Annotated in this window: 13 protein-coding genes and 1 pseudogene; 6 read left to right on the forward strand and 8 right to left on the reverse strand. The window is 61.7% G+C overall.

Features of this window, described 5'->3' with window-relative positions; genetic code table 11:
- Positions 1-3: 3 nt before the first annotated feature.
- The 3 genes from MUN79_RS20840 to ispG are packed head-to-tail and all read right to left on the reverse strand — an operon-like array spanning position 4 to position 2,915.
- The gene (locus tag MUN79_RS20840; protein WP_244674505.1) at positions 4-465 is read right to left on the reverse strand and encodes a hypothetical protein; all 462 of its coding nucleotides are present in this window, start codon (positions 463-465) and stop codon (positions 4-6) included.
- Complete coding sequence (locus MUN79_RS20845) at positions 462-896, reverse strand: hypothetical protein (protein ID WP_244674506.1); 435 nt, start codon at positions 894-896, stop codon at positions 462-464. Before MUN79_RS20845 ends, MUN79_RS20840 begins: the two co-directional genes overlap by 4 nt.
- 18 nt (positions 897-914) lie before the next feature.
- The gene (gene ispG / locus MUN79_RS20850; RefSeq protein WP_244674507.1) at positions 915-2,915 is read right to left on the reverse strand and encodes a (E)-4-hydroxy-3-methylbut-2-enyl-diphosphate synthase; all 2,001 of its coding nucleotides are present in this window, start codon (positions 2,913-2,915) and stop codon (positions 915-917) included.
- 216 nt (positions 2,916-3,131) lie between these two features.
- On the opposite strand from ispG, the gene MUN79_RS20855 reads away from it, so the two are divergent.
- Together MUN79_RS20855 and MUN79_RS20860 are read left to right on the forward strand one after the other, a co-directional pair.
- Positions 3,132-3,620, forward strand: coding sequence for a TlpA family protein disulfide reductase (locus MUN79_RS20855; RefSeq protein WP_244674508.1), 489 nt, complete (start codon positions 3,132-3,134; stop codon positions 3,618-3,620).
- Positions 3,621-3,646: 26 nt separating this feature from the next.
- Positions 3,647-4,264, forward strand: coding sequence for a thioredoxin family protein (locus MUN79_RS20860; RefSeq protein WP_244674509.1), 618 nt, complete (start codon positions 3,647-3,649; stop codon positions 4,262-4,264).
- A gap of 200 nt (positions 4,265-4,464) precedes the next feature.
- Here MUN79_RS20860 and MUN79_RS20865 read toward each other — a convergent pair whose 3' ends face one another.
- The 4 genes and pseudogenes from MUN79_RS20865 to MUN79_RS20880 form a co-directional block, all read right to left on the reverse strand.
- Complete coding sequence (locus MUN79_RS20865) at positions 4,465-5,436, reverse strand: NAD(P)H-quinone oxidoreductase (RefSeq protein WP_244674510.1); 972 nt, start codon at positions 5,434-5,436, stop codon at positions 4,465-4,467.
- An 8-nt stretch (positions 5,437-5,444) separates the two neighbouring features.
- On the reverse strand, positions 5,445-7,547 hold the full coding sequence (locus MUN79_RS20870) for a PAS domain-containing sensor histidine kinase (RefSeq protein WP_244674511.1): 2,103 nt from the start codon (positions 7,545-7,547) through the stop codon (positions 5,445-5,447).
- A 173-nt stretch (positions 7,548-7,720) separates the two neighbouring features.
- Positions 7,721-8,365 (reverse strand): annotated as a pseudogene (locus MUN79_RS20875) (PAS domain-containing protein); the annotation flags it as partial.
- 11 nt (positions 8,366-8,376) lie between these two features.
- A complete protein-coding gene (locus MUN79_RS20880) occupies positions 8,377-10,035 on the reverse strand; it encodes a PAS domain S-box protein (RefSeq protein ID WP_244674512.1) in 1,659 nt (552 codons plus the stop codon).
- 221 nt (positions 10,036-10,256) lie between these two features.
- Between MUN79_RS20880 and MUN79_RS20885 the strand changes: the two genes are divergently transcribed.
- The gene (locus MUN79_RS20885; RefSeq protein WP_244674513.1) at positions 10,257-10,763 is read left to right on the forward strand and encodes a hypothetical protein; all 507 of its coding nucleotides are present in this window, start codon (positions 10,257-10,259) and stop codon (positions 10,761-10,763) included.
- Between the two features lie 150 nt (positions 10,764-10,913).
- Here the strand turns inward: MUN79_RS20885 and MUN79_RS20890 are convergent, their stop codons facing one another.
- The gene (locus tag MUN79_RS20890; protein ID WP_244674514.1) at positions 10,914-11,375 is read right to left on the reverse strand and encodes a hypothetical protein; all 462 of its coding nucleotides are present in this window, start codon (positions 11,373-11,375) and stop codon (positions 10,914-10,916) included.
- A gap of 196 nt (positions 11,376-11,571) precedes the next feature.
- Between MUN79_RS20890 and MUN79_RS20895 the strand changes: the two genes are divergently transcribed.
- The 3 genes from MUN79_RS20895 to MUN79_RS20905 all read left to right on the forward strand — a co-directional run bounded on the left by MUN79_RS20895 (position 11,572) and on the right by MUN79_RS20905 (position 13,430).
- Positions 11,572-12,252: a class I SAM-dependent methyltransferase gene (locus tag MUN79_RS20895; RefSeq protein ID WP_244674515.1), complete on the forward strand. Its 681-nt coding sequence runs from the start codon at positions 11,572-11,574 to the stop codon at positions 12,250-12,252.
- A gap of 85 nt (positions 12,253-12,337) precedes the next feature.
- On the forward strand, positions 12,338-13,108 hold the full coding sequence (locus MUN79_RS20900) for a DUF4468 domain-containing protein (protein ID WP_244674516.1): 771 nt from the start codon (positions 12,338-12,340) through the stop codon (positions 13,106-13,108).
- A 115-nt stretch (positions 13,109-13,223) separates the two neighbouring features.
- A complete protein-coding gene (locus MUN79_RS20905; RefSeq protein ID WP_244674517.1) occupies positions 13,224-13,430 on the forward strand; it encodes a hypothetical protein in 207 nt (68 codons plus the stop codon).
- The last annotated feature ends 256 nt before the right edge of the window (positions 13,431-13,686 follow it).

Here is a 13,686-nt window from a genome sequence, read left to right on the forward strand (position 1 = left end):
GGTTTATTCTCTAACTAACTCCATTTGCCAATGGCGGGCAAACGGAAGAAATACTCTTTTGCCTATATCTGAATTTATATAAGAGGTTCGGGTTGAGTCATACACCACTATTCTCGAGTCGTCGATCCGCTTGTAAATTATATAGTAAATCGACTCCTGACCTTGATAATGATTTGTTTTCAGCACATACCGATTGTCGAAGTGAAACTCTTCGTCCTGATGAAACCAGCAGTACTCACACTCGAACCCGGACTTCAACCAGTCCTGCCAACTTGGCTGAGCCGAGGTTTTAACCAATAGGGCTTTTTCATCAAACCGGTACTCCGTCCCGGCATCCCGCGAGTCTTTCCAGCGGCCTCTCATCCAGGGAGGCGTCGTAATGGCCGTCGAGCAGGAAGAGAGCGTGAGAATAGCGGCGAGGGCTACTTTCATCTGTGGCAGATGCTTAAAGCTCAGATTCTTCACAGGGAAGGTTGCTTGCGGGTAAAAGTTATTAGCACGTCTTCTTCCAGCTCAAAATAAGCGGGCTCGGCCCTGACCGTATACATGCTTTCCACCCTTCTTTGCTCGGGCTCCTGCCATTGGTTGCCGGTCCAACAGGTGTAAAACTCAATGGTATCTTCCAGCTGCAAAGCCGAATCGAGGTAGGCCAGCAGCGCCCGTACCGAGCGTAAGTTCTTAGCGACCAAGGCAACATCCTCCAGATCAATGCCGCCGGCAAAGCCGCAGGAGCAGCCCTGCCAGGAGCCCGCGTAGTAGATGTTCTGCTTGGAGAAATGCTGCGCTACGGTCGTTTCCCAGCCAGCCACGGGCTCCAGGCTGAAGGCCGAATTGGTCTTATCAAACCCAACCAAGGGCAATGCGGCGTCGGCCCCGATATACACGCAATAGCACATACGCTTCGTCAGCCCGGGTTAGGCGCCCACTGGCTCTTCCAGCATTTCCTTTTCCAGCCACTTGCCGTCCTCGCGCATGAGCTCGATGAGTTGGTCCACGGCCTGCTCCTCGGGCACGGATTTCTTGATGACTTCCTGGCCGCGGTAGAGGGCAATTTTGCCCTTGCCTACGCCCACGTAGCCGTAGTCGGCGTCGGCCATTTCGCCGGGCCCGTTCACGATGCAGCCCATAATGCCGATTTTGACGCCCTTCAGGTGGTCGGTGCGCTTGCGGATCATGGCCGTGGTTTCCTGCAGGTCGAACAGCGTCCGGCCGCAGCTGGGGCAGCTGATGTACTCGGTCTTGGACATGCGGGTGCGGGCCGCCTGCAAAATGCCGAAGCTGAGCTGGTTGAGCTGGTCCAGTGTCGTGAGCCACTGCTCTTTCGGGCGCTCGGGCAGCAGCTCGGTGCTGAGTACCACCCCGTCGCCGAGGCCGTCGAGCAGCAGGCCGCCTACGTCAGTAGCGGCGTAGAGCTGGGTTTGCTCGGGCGTCAGCTCCGGGTACTGGCGGTTGATGATGACCGGGTTGGTAATGCCGTTGTTGAGCAGCTCGAAAAACGCCCGGCGAATTTCGGGCATGGCGTGGGCATTATCGGTGTAGAGAATAATGACGGCCGTGGTATCCTGGCGCAGCTGGTCTAGGGCCGTGCTGGTCAAGGATTCCAGGTTGTGAAACACGAAGTTCAGCTCCGCGTGCCGCGTGCCAGAGGCGGCGTATTCGGCCTGGGTGAGCACCGGATAATGGTCTTGGCGGGCACCGCCATCGAGCCAGGCGCTGTAGTCCACTACTTCCTTCAGGCCGTTGGGCAGCATAAAGGGCACGGGGCGCTGCCCGCTGTAGAGGTAGTCGGCGCCCAGGTCGTTCATCTGAAACTTGTCGAGGAAGGCCGAGTACAAGTGGCCAACGGCGCGCAGATCGGCATATTCTACCGACGAGAGGCGGGAAATATCCACCATCACGCGGGGCACGTTCTGTCCGCCCAGGTTCTGCACCTCGCGGGTGTAGCGGCGGAAGTACTGGAACGGGTCGATGGGCACCTGGGTCACCGGCGCAATCGGCTTGGCTTCGGCGGCGCGGTTGGTGTAGCGGTCAATCAGGGCCTTGGCCACGGGAGCTTCCGCTTCGGGCGCTTCGGTGAGCGACACGCGCACAGTGTCGCCCAGGCCGTCTTCGAGCAGCGTGCCGATACCCACGGCCGACTTGATGCGGCCGTCTTCGGCCTCGCCGGCTTCGGTTACGCCCAAGTGCAGCGGGTAGGGCTGCAGGCCTTCTTCGTCGAGCTTCTGCACCAACAGGCGGTAGGCCTGCACCATCACCTGGGTGTTGGAGGCCTTCATGCTGAGCACCACGTCGTAGTAGTTTTCTTCCTCGCAGAGGCGCAGAAACTCCAAAGCCGACTCGACCATGCCCAGCGGGGTGTCGCCGTAGCGGCTCAGAATACGGTCCGACAGGGAGCCGTGGTTTGTACCGATGCGCATGGCCGTGCCGTACTGCTTGCAGATCTGCACCAGGGGCCGGAACCGCTCCCGGATCCGCTCCACCTCGGCCGCGTAGCTGCTGTCGGTGTAGTCGATGACGTCGAATTTCTTTTTGTCGGCGTAGTTGCCGGGGTTGACGCGCACTTTCTCCACGATGCGGGCGGCCAGCTCGGCGGCGTTGGGCGTGAAATGAATGTCGGCAATGAGGGGCACCGTGCAGCCCCGCTTACGCAGCTCCTTCTTGATTTCCAGCAGGTTCTGGGCTTCTTTCACGCTGGGAGCCGTGATGCGCACGTACTCGCAGCCGGCTTCCACCATGCGCAGAGTCTGCTCTACCGAACCCAAGGTGTCCATCGTGTCGACGGTAGTCATGCTCTGCACCCGAATCGGGTTGAGGCCACCCATGGGCAGGTCCCCGATTTTCACCTCGCGCGACAAGCGGCGCTGGTACTGAGTCAGGCTGGGGCAGTAAATCTTGGAAGTGGAGGCAGTGGTCATGCTGGGAAACTGGATAGGCGTAGCCAAAACTACGGAGAGTCGCGTAAAGTTGCGGAAGGCAAAGGTACGCAAGCTTACGCGCCGGGACACGTTGGCACTTACGCGGGATAAAGCCGAGTTTGTCCGGTACCAGCCCGGCGCGGGTGGCGGCCCTGGGCGGCCGGGCAGCAACTTTCGGCCGGCTCAACTGTCTTTCTCTTAAACCCTGCTGCATCCATGAAGTACCTCTCAACTCTGCTCCTGGCCGCGGGCCTGCTGTGGGCGGCTCCGGGCCGGGCCCAACAGGTTTCGGTTATCAAATTCGCGGACCTGCAAAAGCGCCTGAGCCAGCAGAACGACACGACCTACGTGGTCAATTTCTGGGCTACCTGGTGCGCACCCTGCGTCAAGGAGCTGCCGCTGTTTGAGCAGCTCAATACCACCCAGGCCGGCAAAAAGGTGAAAGTGCTACTCGTGAGCCTGGACTACGCCTCCCAACTCGACAAGAAGGTAAAGCCCTTCGTGCTAAAGCGCAACCTAAAGTCGGAGGTGGTGCTGCTGAATGAGCCGGACCCAAATTCCTACCTGGAAAAGGTAGACCCCAAGTGGTCGGGTGCTATTCCGTTTACCGTTATCTGGAACGGAAAGAAAAACAAGCGGGCCACCTTTGAGCGGGAATTCACCCAGCCCGAGCTGACGGCTGAAATCAATAAGTTTCTGTTGTAAAACCCTTCACCTCCATCCCAATCTCCATGAAAAAGCTCCTCTCCTTCTTTCCCGCGCTGCTGACGCTGGTGCTGCTCACGGGCTTCGTGGCCGACCCGGCCGGCTACCAGGTTGGTGACAAAGTCGCCGATTTCAAGCTCAAAAACGTGGATGGCAAAACGGTGTCCTTGGCCGACAATAAGACCGCCAAGGGCTACATCGTGGTATTCACCTGCAACACCTGCCCCTACGCCAAGGCCTACGAAAGCCGCATCATCGAGCTGCACCAGAAGTACGCGTCCAAGGGCTACCCGGTGGTGGCCATCAACCCCAACGACGAGGCCTCTGTGCCCGGCGACTCCTTTGCCGAAATGAAGGCCCGGGCCGCCAGCAAAAAGTATCCTTTCCCCTATCTGCAGGACGCCACCCAGCAGGTAGCCCGCACCTACGGCGCCACCCGTACGCCCCACCTCTACGTGGTTACCCGCCAGGGCTCCGATTTCGTGGTGAGCTACATCGGCGCCATCGACGACAACTCGGAAGACGCCAAGCTGGTCAAAACCAAGTATGTGGAGCAAGCCATGACCGACATTCTGGCCGGCAAGCCCGCCGCCACCAGCTCCACCAAAGCCATCGGCTGCACCATCAAGTGGAAGAAGGCATAGTTGCTTGAAAGTGCGAATTTCATAATCCTGGTGTCATTGCGAGCAGCGCGAAGCAATCTGTCCTCTGCGAAGCACGACCCGACCTTTACCCAGAAAGCCCTTTACTACCGCAATAGTAAAGGGCTTTTCACTTAAGGTAACTCCGCACATTTAAGAGGACGGATTGCTTCGTTCCTCGCAATGACACAAGTACTAACCTATCAACTCGTTATAAGCACAATTTTGCCGATATGCTCACTGCTTTCCATCAACTCGTGGGCGGCGGCGGCTTCGGCCAGGGAAAAGGTTCGGTAGATGACGGGCTTGAACTTGCCCGCCGCCAGCAGCGGCCACACGCGCCGCTCGACTTCAGCAGCCAGGGCCGCTTTGAAGTCGGCCGAGCGGGGGCGCAGGGTGCTGCCGGTGATGGTAAGCCGGCGGCGCATGACTTCCAGGGCGTTGAAAGCAGCCTGGGGCCCGCGCATGGCGTTGATGAACACCAGCCGGCCGTCATCCTTGAGCAGGTTCAGGTTTTTGGCCGTGTAGTCGCCGCCAATCATATCCAAGACCACGTCGACGCCAGTTTCCCGCAGCTCGGCTTCAAAGTCTGCCTCCTTGTAGTTGATGCCGCGCCGGGCGCCCAGCTCCTCGCAGGCTCTACACTTGTCGGCGCTGCCGGCCGTGGCAAAAACCGTAGAACCCAGGGCGGCGGCCAACTGAATGGCGGTGATGCCGATGCCGCTGCTACCGCCGTGCACCAGCAGGGTTTCGCCGGGCTGCAGGGTGCCGCGCTGGAATACGTTGTGCCAGACGGTAAACACGGTTTCGGGCAGGGACGCGGCTTGCGGGAGCGTCCAGCCGGCGGGCACGGGCAGGCAGTGGCGGGCGTCGACTACGGCGTATTCGGCGTAAGCGCCGGCCGTGAGCAGGGCACACACCGCGTCGCCGGGCTGCCAGCGCGTCACGGCGGCTCCGCAGGCCTCTACGGTGCCGGCCAGCTCCAGGCCGGGCACCAAGTTCGTCACGTCGCCTGAGCCGCCGTACTTGCCCTGGCGCAGCAGCACATCAGGCCGGTTGACGCCCGCAGCGGCCACCCGAATCAGGACCTCGTGGGCAGCTGGGGTGGGCCGTTCTTTTTCCTGGAGCTGTAACACGGCCGGGCCGCCGGGCTGGGTAATAACAATAGCTTTCATCGAAAGAATCAGGATTCAGAGGCTTTAAAGTAGATACGGAACGTGGAGCCCACGCCCACCTGGCTGTCGACTTCCAGCCAGGCGCCGTTGAGCTGCACCATGCGGTTGACCAGATACAAGCCCATGCCCGAGCCCTCGACATGCTCGTGGAACCGCCGAAAGAGCTGAAACAGCTGGCTGCCGTGGCGTTCCAGGTCGATGCCCTGACCATTGTCGCGCACAGTCAGCACGGGCACCCCGTCTTGCCGGCAGCTGCTGACCTGCACCCGGGGCGGGCGGCCCGGCTCGGAATACTTGAGGGCGTTGCTGAGCAGGTTGTAGAGAATACTCTGCAGGTTGGGCCGCACGAAGCGTACGGTGGGCACGGCGGTAAAATCAAGGCTGTATTCGGCCCCCAGCGCGGTGCTTTGCTCCCGGATGCTGCCCAGCACTTCCTCCACCAAAGCAGCCAGGCTTACGTCTTCGGCCGGCACCAGGGCGTGGCGGCGCTGCAGCTGCACCACGTCGGAGAGGTCGTGGATAGTTTGGTGAATCTGCTGCAGGGCCCGCTCAAACATGGCAATGAGTTGGATGGCGTCCGGGTCGCGGAAATAGGCCGTGCGGGTTAGCTCTTCGAAGATGCCAGCCATGTTGTTGATGGGCTGAGTCAGGTCGTGGGAGGCCGTGTATACGAAGCTGTCCAGGTCGGCGTTGGTGCGGGCCAGCTGCTGGTTGCGGGCTTCAAGCTGCTGGCTGGCCTGCTTGAAATCGTCGATGTCCGTGCTGGTGCCGAACCACTTGATAATGTTGCCGGCGTCGTCGCGCATGGGCGAGGCACGGTGCAGAAACCAGCGGTAGCGCCCATCCTGGGCCGACAGCAGCTGGCTTTCCTGCTCGTAATCCGTACCGCTGCGAATACCAGCCATAAAATTAGCCGTAATCTGCTCCCGGTTTTGGGGCGGCAGCAGCTCGGTCCAGCCAAACTCCAGGCCGTAGGCTACCGAGCGGCCTGTCAGCTCGGTCCAGCGCTGGTTGAAATAATCCAGGGTGCCATCGGGGCGGGTGGTCCACACAATCTGCGGGATGCTCTCGGCCATAAAGCGGAACTGCTCCTCGCTGCGCTGCAGCTGGTTTTGCAGCTCTTTCTGGTTGTGGTTGTCGACCAGGGTGCCATACCAGCGCAGGGCCTGCCCCTGGGCATCGTACTCGGGCACTCCCCGGCTGATCTGCCAGCGGTAGAGCCCATCGTGGTGGCGCAGGCGGTACTGCAGCTCCCAGGGCCGCCCGTGCATCAGGGCCAGCCGTAGGCTCCGGCGCACTTCGGGCTGGTCGTCGGGGTGTACCAGGGCCGTGAAGATGTCGCCCGTGGTTAGCTCCGTGGTCTGGCCCGTGTAATGGTACCACTGCGGACTCAGATATTCCATGGTGCCATCCGGGGCGCAGATAAATGACACGGCGGGCAGGGCTTCGGTCATGCGGCGCAGGCGCATGTCGCGGCGGCCCACTTCGGCGGCCAGGGCTCCCGCGCTTTGCCGGGCCCGCACCCGCTCGGTAGCTTCCACGGCAAAGGCCAACACTCCGAAAATCTGGCCCTGTTCGTCGCGCAGGGCCTGAAAGGTGAGGTCGAGGTAAAGACTGGGGGCTCCGGGCCGGCTGCCCACGGGCAGGATTGGCACCTCGTGGCCCACGAAAGTTTCCCCGGTTTGGTAAACGTGGTCCAGCTGCTCCACAAAGCCCTGCTCCACCATTTCGGGCAGCAGCTCGGCTATGGGCTTACCCAGAATGGCGCGATTATCCATCAAGGCACGGTGGGCTTCGTTAAAAAAAGCGTAGCGGTGCTCGGGCCCATCCATGGTGGCAATAATGGCCGGCGCCTGCCCCAGAATCTGGCTGAGGCGCTGATCCTGACGGCGGAGCTGTTCCTGCACGCGCTTCTGGTCGTCGATGTCGGTATTGGTGCCCAGCCACTGGGTGATTTCGCCGGCCGAGTCGCGCAGGGGCTGCAGATTGCCCAAAAACCACCGGTAGCGCCCATCCACCCCGCGCAGGCGGTGCTCGGTCTGGGCGCCGGTACCCGTGCGGATGACCTCGGGCAGCCCCAGAAAGGTCCGGGCCTGGTCGTCGGGGTGCACGAAGCGCGACCAGCCGGCGCCCAGCAGCTCCTGGCCGAAGCGCCGGTGTAGGCCTGAAAGCTGCGGTTAGTATAGGTCACCTGGCCGTCGGCAGGGTCGGCCGTCCAGGTTAGCTGGGGCAGGGCTTCGAGCAGCTGACTGAAGTGCGCCGTGCTGGCCGCCAGCTCCTGGCTCAGGCGCTTCTGCTCGTGAATATCCACTGTGGAGCCGTACCACTTCAGGCCATCGTCGGTGTAGGCGGGTACGGTATGACTCAGGTGCCAGCGGTACTGGCCGTCGTGGCGGCGCAGGCGCACTTCCAGGTTCCAGCCGCGCTTTTCCGTTAGGGCCGCGGCATATTCCGCCTGAGCCCGGGCCCGGTCGTCGGGGTGCAACAGCGCGTCCCACACCTCATTCACGTCGGTGCCATCGGGGTAGCCCGCGTACTGCCACCACTGCGGACTGGTGTATTCGGTGCGGCCCTCGGCGTCGTTGATAAAGGTCATGACCGGCAAGGATTCTGTCATACGCCGCAGCCGCTCGTCGCTGCGCTGCAGCTGAGTGGCCAGGCCCTCGGCCCGCTGCCGGGCCTGCACCTGCTCGGTCACGTCCACCAGAAACGCCAGAATACCCTGGGGCTGGCCCTGGTTGTCGCGCAAGGCCTGGTAGGTAAAGCTCAGGTAGTGCAGGCGAGGTTGGCCGGAGGCGGTGTCCGTCAGCCACAGGGGGCTTTCCTGACCCACGTAGGGCTGCTGGGAGCGGTACACCTGATCGAGAATGGAAATAAAGCCCTGCTCCTGCAATTCCGGCAGCAAGTCGGCCACCCGCTGGCCCAGCACCGCCCGGCTGCCTACCAGTTGCTCGTAGCGGCCGTTGAAAAAAGCGTAGCGGTGCTCGGGCCTTCCAGGGTGGCAATCATGGCCGGGGCCTGGGTCAGGATTTGCCGCAGGTACTCGTCTTTGGTTTCGAGCTGGCGCTGAAACTGCTTCTGGTCGTCGATATCCACGCTAGAGGCGTACCACCGGCCTACTGAGCCGTCTTCGGGCCGGAGCATGGGCACGGCCCGCAGCAGGTGCCAGCGGTAGAGCCCATCGTGGCGGCGCAGGCGGTATTCCCCCGACCAGGCCTGTCCTAGCCGGCGGCCGCGGGCAAAATCTTCCTTGAGGCGGCGCCGGTCGTCGGGGTGCAGGGGTTCTGCCCAGTTAGACAGGCCTTGCTCCGCCTGCTGCCCCGTAAACTCGTAGCGCTGCGGATTGATATACAATATCTTCCCCTGCTCGTCGGCAATGTAGACAAACAGCGGCAAGGATTCCACCATGGTTCGGAACTGGGCGTTCTGCTCCCGGATTTCGGCCATCAGCTCGGCCGTGCGCTGCTTGGCCTCTACCCGCTCGGTCACGTCGATGCCGAACACCAGAATGCCCTGGGTCTGGCCCTGCTCGTCGGTCAGGGGCTGCAGCACGCCGTCGAAGTAGAGCGTGGCCACGGAGCCATCGGCGGCAGGCGGCTGCACCATCGGCATTTCCGACAGCACAAAGGGCTTGCCGGTCCGGTAGATTTCGTCCACGAGCTTGATGTAGCCGTTGGTTACCAGCTCGGGCACGGCCAGGGCGGCGGGCATGCCGGGCTTCACTTTGCCCCCAAACAGCTGGTTGCCCTTCTCGTTCAGGAAGCCATACACGTGGTCGGGACCAAGCAGGGTAGCAATATGGGCCGGCACCTGACTTAAAATCTGCTGCAGGTGGCGGTCCTGGGAAGCCAGGCGCTGCTCCACCAACTTCTGGTCGTGAATATCGAGCGTGGTGCCCGTCCAGCCCAGGATGGCGCCTGCCGCATCCCGGCGCGGCACGCCGCGCACCAGCTGCCAGCGGTACTGCCCGTCGGCGCGGCGTATGCGGTATTCGTTGAAATAGTCGGTGCCGCCGGTACGGGCCCGGAGCCAGGTTTCCAACACCCGGACCTGGTCGTCGGAATGCACCACGTCCAGCCAGCCATCGGCCTCCGCCTGGGCAATGGTCAGGCCCGTGTACTCCAGCCAGCGGGCATTATGGTAATCGGCTCCCCCGTCCAGCTGGGTTGTCCAGACAATGACGGGCAGCACGTCGTACAGCTCCCGAAAGTCGGGGGTAACGGCAGGCTTATCGGTCAGCGGCACACTTCTTTCCGCTGCTGGCTCGGCCCGGTACAGAAAATAGCGAATCTCGTTTTCGGGTCCCAGCACGGGCCAGGTGCGGTGCTGCCAGCCCCCGGCCTGCCGCTCGTGCGGGGCCCGGGAAGCTGTTACGGCCGCCAGGCCGGTCTGCAGCTCGGCGCCTATCAGCCCTAATTCCGAAGCTGCACTGGGGGCAAATACAACCGCCGCAGCCTGGCCCAGCAGCTGCTCCAGCGGTTGCCCGGCTACTTCCGCCGCCTGGGCCGAAGCCGCCACAATGGTCAGGGCTGGCGAGAGGGCCAGGTGTATACCGGGAAGGGCTTCAAACAGGGCTTGATAGTCGGGGTGGGCTGGCATAGAGGGATGGTAACAGGCCGCAGAAGCTCCGTTAGGGCAGGGCAGTATACGTAAGCGCCGCCATACTGAAGCATTCCGCCGTACGAATGTTGCCCGGCCGGGTGTTTTTGAGCTATTGGTCCTCCGCTAACGGGCCTTATGGCAGACTAGCCTTACTTTTTTTAGCCTTACTTCGCGCTGCCGCGTAGCAGCAATACGCCTGTAGCCTCATGAAAAAGCCCTTGTTTCTTCCCCCTCTCTTTAATGCCGCCCGCGCCACCGGAATGGCCGCCTGGCAAACCGGCCGGCTGTTTCAGCAACTGGCCAAAAAAGCCCTGGACTCGATTCAGGATATTCTGCGGGCCGAAGTGCAAAAAGGCAACGTGCAGCTCGTGGCCGACTTTCTGGCCGATAAAGCCCTGCCCGCGGCCAAGGCCCTGCTGCTGGAGCGTATGGCCGCCCGCCTGCTGGTGCGCCTGGGCCTGCGCGGCGTGCTGGCAACCAACGTCGTGGGCTGGATTTTGCCCTTCGTGCTGGAGCGCCTCATCAAAGTGGGCGTCAGCACCGGCTTCTTCGAAAAGGTCCGCACCCATGCCACCGTTACCGACACGCTGCGCCGCCTCGACGAGCTGAAGCGCGCCGCCTGGAAAACCATCGTGCCCGACGCCGGCAGCGGGGCCGAAGTGCTGCCCGACGATACGCCGACGCCCGCCCAGCTGCCCCGACGGCCGGCTAGGGTTGGAGGGTAAGCTTGTCTAGACAGCGCAGTTACTGGCAGCAACTAAACTACTTAACTAGTAACGGCCTGCTTATTATATAAGTAACAACCAGCACCACAGGTCACCTTAGCTCCGGGGCGAATCTACTCTCCCAGCACGGGAAAATGCGGCGTTTGCGGGTCAGGAAAACAGCCCGGCCGTGTGCGCGGCCCGAATCAGGTCGGGGGCCGTTTTGAGGGCCACCAGCACGAAGCGCTTGGCCGACTCCTTTACTTCATCTTTGCTTACTTCCCGGGATTCTTCCCGCACAAACTCCGCCAGAAGCTTAAACGAGTGCGCCACGGCCTCGTGCCGGGGCTGGTCGGCATGCAGCTGCTCCTGAATGATGGACAGCTGGGCGCGGAGCTTGTCGCGCCGGGAAGTGAAAACCGAGTCGTGCTCCATGTGGGGCCGGATTCGCTCGACCAGCTCCAGCAAGGGCTGAAGCTTAACGGCCGTGGTGGCGGCGGTAATGACGAGCGGGTCCATCAGCCGGTCGCGCTTGCGGGCCCGCGCCGCCGGCCAGGCCTCGGGGCCGGTGTTTGTGGGCTGGCCCGCGGGGGTATACAGTTCCGTTGCTACCTTATTCTGATCCGCCTCCATATCCTAACAAACCTAGTGCTTTACCTACGCTGTACTAAAGTACTACCGGCCAATCGGAAATGAAAATACCGAGCGGCCGGCTACCTCGAGCGGCCGCAGGCATTCTGCATTTTACCGCAGCTCGTTCCGCCCAAAGTACGTCCCGTTGACCCTATCTTGACCCCGCCGACCTTTGTTCCATCACCCGCCTTCGTTCATGCCAGAACCCTCAGCCGCCGCACCACAGCTCACGCCGTCCGCCGCTTATCCGCCACCGCCCACCGATGCCACGGCCGAGCAGCAGCGGGAATATCAGCGCGGCCTCTGGAATCATTTACTGCTGGATGACACCTGGCGCCAGACCCGTTTCAATCCGGCTCCCAACCTGTTGCTCACCGAAACCGTGGGCGAGCTGGCTCCTGGTACGGCCCTGGACGTGAATATGGGCGAAGGGAGGAACGCACTGCACTTAGCCCGGCTCGGCTGGCAGGTCACGGGCGTCGATATTGCCGACGCGGCCCTGCGCTACGCCCAGCAGCGGGCCCGGCAGCTCGGCGTGGCGCTGACCACCATCGAGCACGACGCAGCCTCTTTCGACTGGGGCCACCACTGCTGGGATTTGCTGGTGCTCTGTTACGCCGACGAGCAAACGCATGCCGAACGGGCTGCGGCGGCACTCAAACCCGGGGGACTGGTGGTTTTCGAGAACTTTCACTACGACGTAAACGAGGCCCGAAAGAACCCGCCTAGCCAGCAAATCGGCTTTCGTACCCAGGAGTTGCCGGACCTGTACTCGGCCGCCGGCTTCCGCATTCTGCGCTACGAGGAGCCCGTTGCCATTGCCGATTTTTCCCGGGAAACCCAGCGCCTGGTACGACTGGTCGCCCAAAAGCTGTAAGTTCGGCCGGACTGCAAACGACAGAATTTCCTGCGGGCAGAAGTCAGGGAGCCGGCCCGCTATCTACCTCTATTGCTTAGCCGAGATGTTTAAACTAGTACTCTATGCCTTATTAGGACTTTGCGCTACTCCCGCCCTGGGACAGGTGGTTGCGGGGCCGCGCGTGGCTTATTACGACCCGCGGGAGCGGCTCACGCCCGCCTTTGCCACCTTGGCCGATACGGCAGGCAGGCCCCGGTACTTGGTCCTCCGAGGCCCCGTCAAAGCCATCAGCGCCCCGGCCCCGGGCTGGCTCCGGATTCAGCGGGGCCACAACTCGGTGCTGGTGGCCACCCGGCAGCTAGTAAAGCTCCCCGACCTCATCGCGCTGCCCCTCGATGCAAGTACTGGCCGGGTTACGTTTACCGCTGTTCTTGCGGCCGACAGCCTGGGGATGAACGACTTGGCCGCCCGCAGCTACGCCTGGCTGAAGGAGCAACTAGGCCCGGTGGAAGTAGACAGCCCCCGGCCCGACACGCTGGTGATGAGCAGCTACACCTGGATGCCCATGGATCTGCTCAACTCTTCCGGCCATATCACAGCTTTCCAGCTCTGGTATACGCTGCGCCTGACTCTTACTCCCGGTCAGCTGCAGTACGAAATCAGCCGCTTCAGCCGAGCTGCTGAGCCAAGTCCGGAGCGGCCCACTCCTCGGCTGGTTCCCCTGGAAAAGCTACTCAAGCCCGGCCGGGAGCTCAACCCGGTTTCCGGCCCGGGCATCCGGCAAAACCAGTTGCGGCAGCAGGTTCAGCTTACCGCCGCCGAGCTGCTAGAAACCTTGCAAGATGCCGTGTGGCAGCCGGTAAGTGGCAGTTGAGCCGAAAGCCAACTCTGCTTTACTACCCCGCCAGCGGAGCTGCTCCTCCTGTCTTACCAACTTCCTGAATACAGCAGCTCTACCCATTCCGTTACTCCTTACGCTTTATTCACCCATGTCCCAACGCCCTACTCCTGTTCCGCCCGTAGCTGGGGTTTCTATTTCCAGCAAAAACGGCATCATCGTCTTGATTATCATCTTGATCCTGATAGCCCTTTTCGGTAAGTCCACTACTTCTCCTGGTCCTGCCGCTGCTCCTAAGCACCCTACTCCTGCAGCCCCAGTGGATACGCTGGCCACCGTGGACTCAGCAGCCGAGTAACTATGCCGTGTGATATACTTGCGTCTGGCGGGCTTTTTTCGAGCCTCACAACTCATAGCATTAGCAACTCGGGCTAGCACCCGACTTGATTTTGGTGGTACAGGCTTTGGCCCTGAATCCGGCCATTGGACAGCCGACACGGTAAGTGCCAAACGGTTGTACTACACAGGCAAGGTATAACGTTCGTTTAGCTTTTCGACCGTTTCGCTGAACGTGGTTTGTACAATTATACCTTCCATGACTTCGACGAGCGTCA

The sequence above is a fragment of the Hymenobacter cellulosilyticus genome (assembly GCF_022919215.1).
Classification (GTDB): domain Bacteria; phylum Bacteroidota; class Bacteroidia; order Cytophagales; family Hymenobacteraceae; genus Hymenobacter; species Hymenobacter cellulosilyticus.

Excerpts from the sequence above, each read along its gene's own strand:
- MUN79_RS20845 (WP_244674506.1), bottom strand. The coding sequence starts at position 896 with ATGTGCTATTGCGTGTATATCGGGGCCGACGCCGCATTGCCCTTGGTT.
- ispG (WP_244674507.1), bottom strand. The coding sequence starts at position 2,915 with ATGACCACTGCCTCCACTTCCAAGATTTACTGCCCCAGCCTGACTCAG.
- MUN79_RS20855 (WP_244674508.1), top strand. The coding sequence starts at position 3,132 with ATGAAGTACCTCTCAACTCTGCTCCTGGCCGCGGGCCTGCTGTGGGCG.
- MUN79_RS20860 (WP_244674509.1), top strand. The coding sequence starts at position 3,647 with ATGAAAAAGCTCCTCTCCTTCTTTCCCGCGCTGCTGACGCTGGTGCTG.
- MUN79_RS20865 (WP_244674510.1), bottom strand. The coding sequence starts at position 5,436 with ATGAAAGCTATTGTTATTACCCAGCCCGGCGGCCCGGCCGTGTTACAG.
- MUN79_RS20880 (WP_244674512.1), bottom strand. The coding sequence starts at position 10,035 with ATGCCAGCCCACCCCGACTATCAAGCCCTGTTTGAAGCCCTTCCCGGT.
- MUN79_RS20890 (WP_244674514.1), bottom strand. The coding sequence starts at position 11,375 with ATGGAGGCGGATCAGAATAAGGTAGCAACGGAACTGTATACCCCCGCG.
- MUN79_RS20895 (WP_244674515.1), top strand. The coding sequence starts at position 11,572 with ATGCCAGAACCCTCAGCCGCCGCACCACAGCTCACGCCGTCCGCCGCT.
- MUN79_RS20900 (WP_244674516.1), top strand. The coding sequence starts at position 12,338 with ATGTTTAAACTAGTACTCTATGCCTTATTAGGACTTTGCGCTACTCCC.
- MUN79_RS20905 (WP_244674517.1), top strand. The coding sequence starts at position 13,224 with ATGTCCCAACGCCCTACTCCTGTTCCGCCCGTAGCTGGGGTTTCTATT.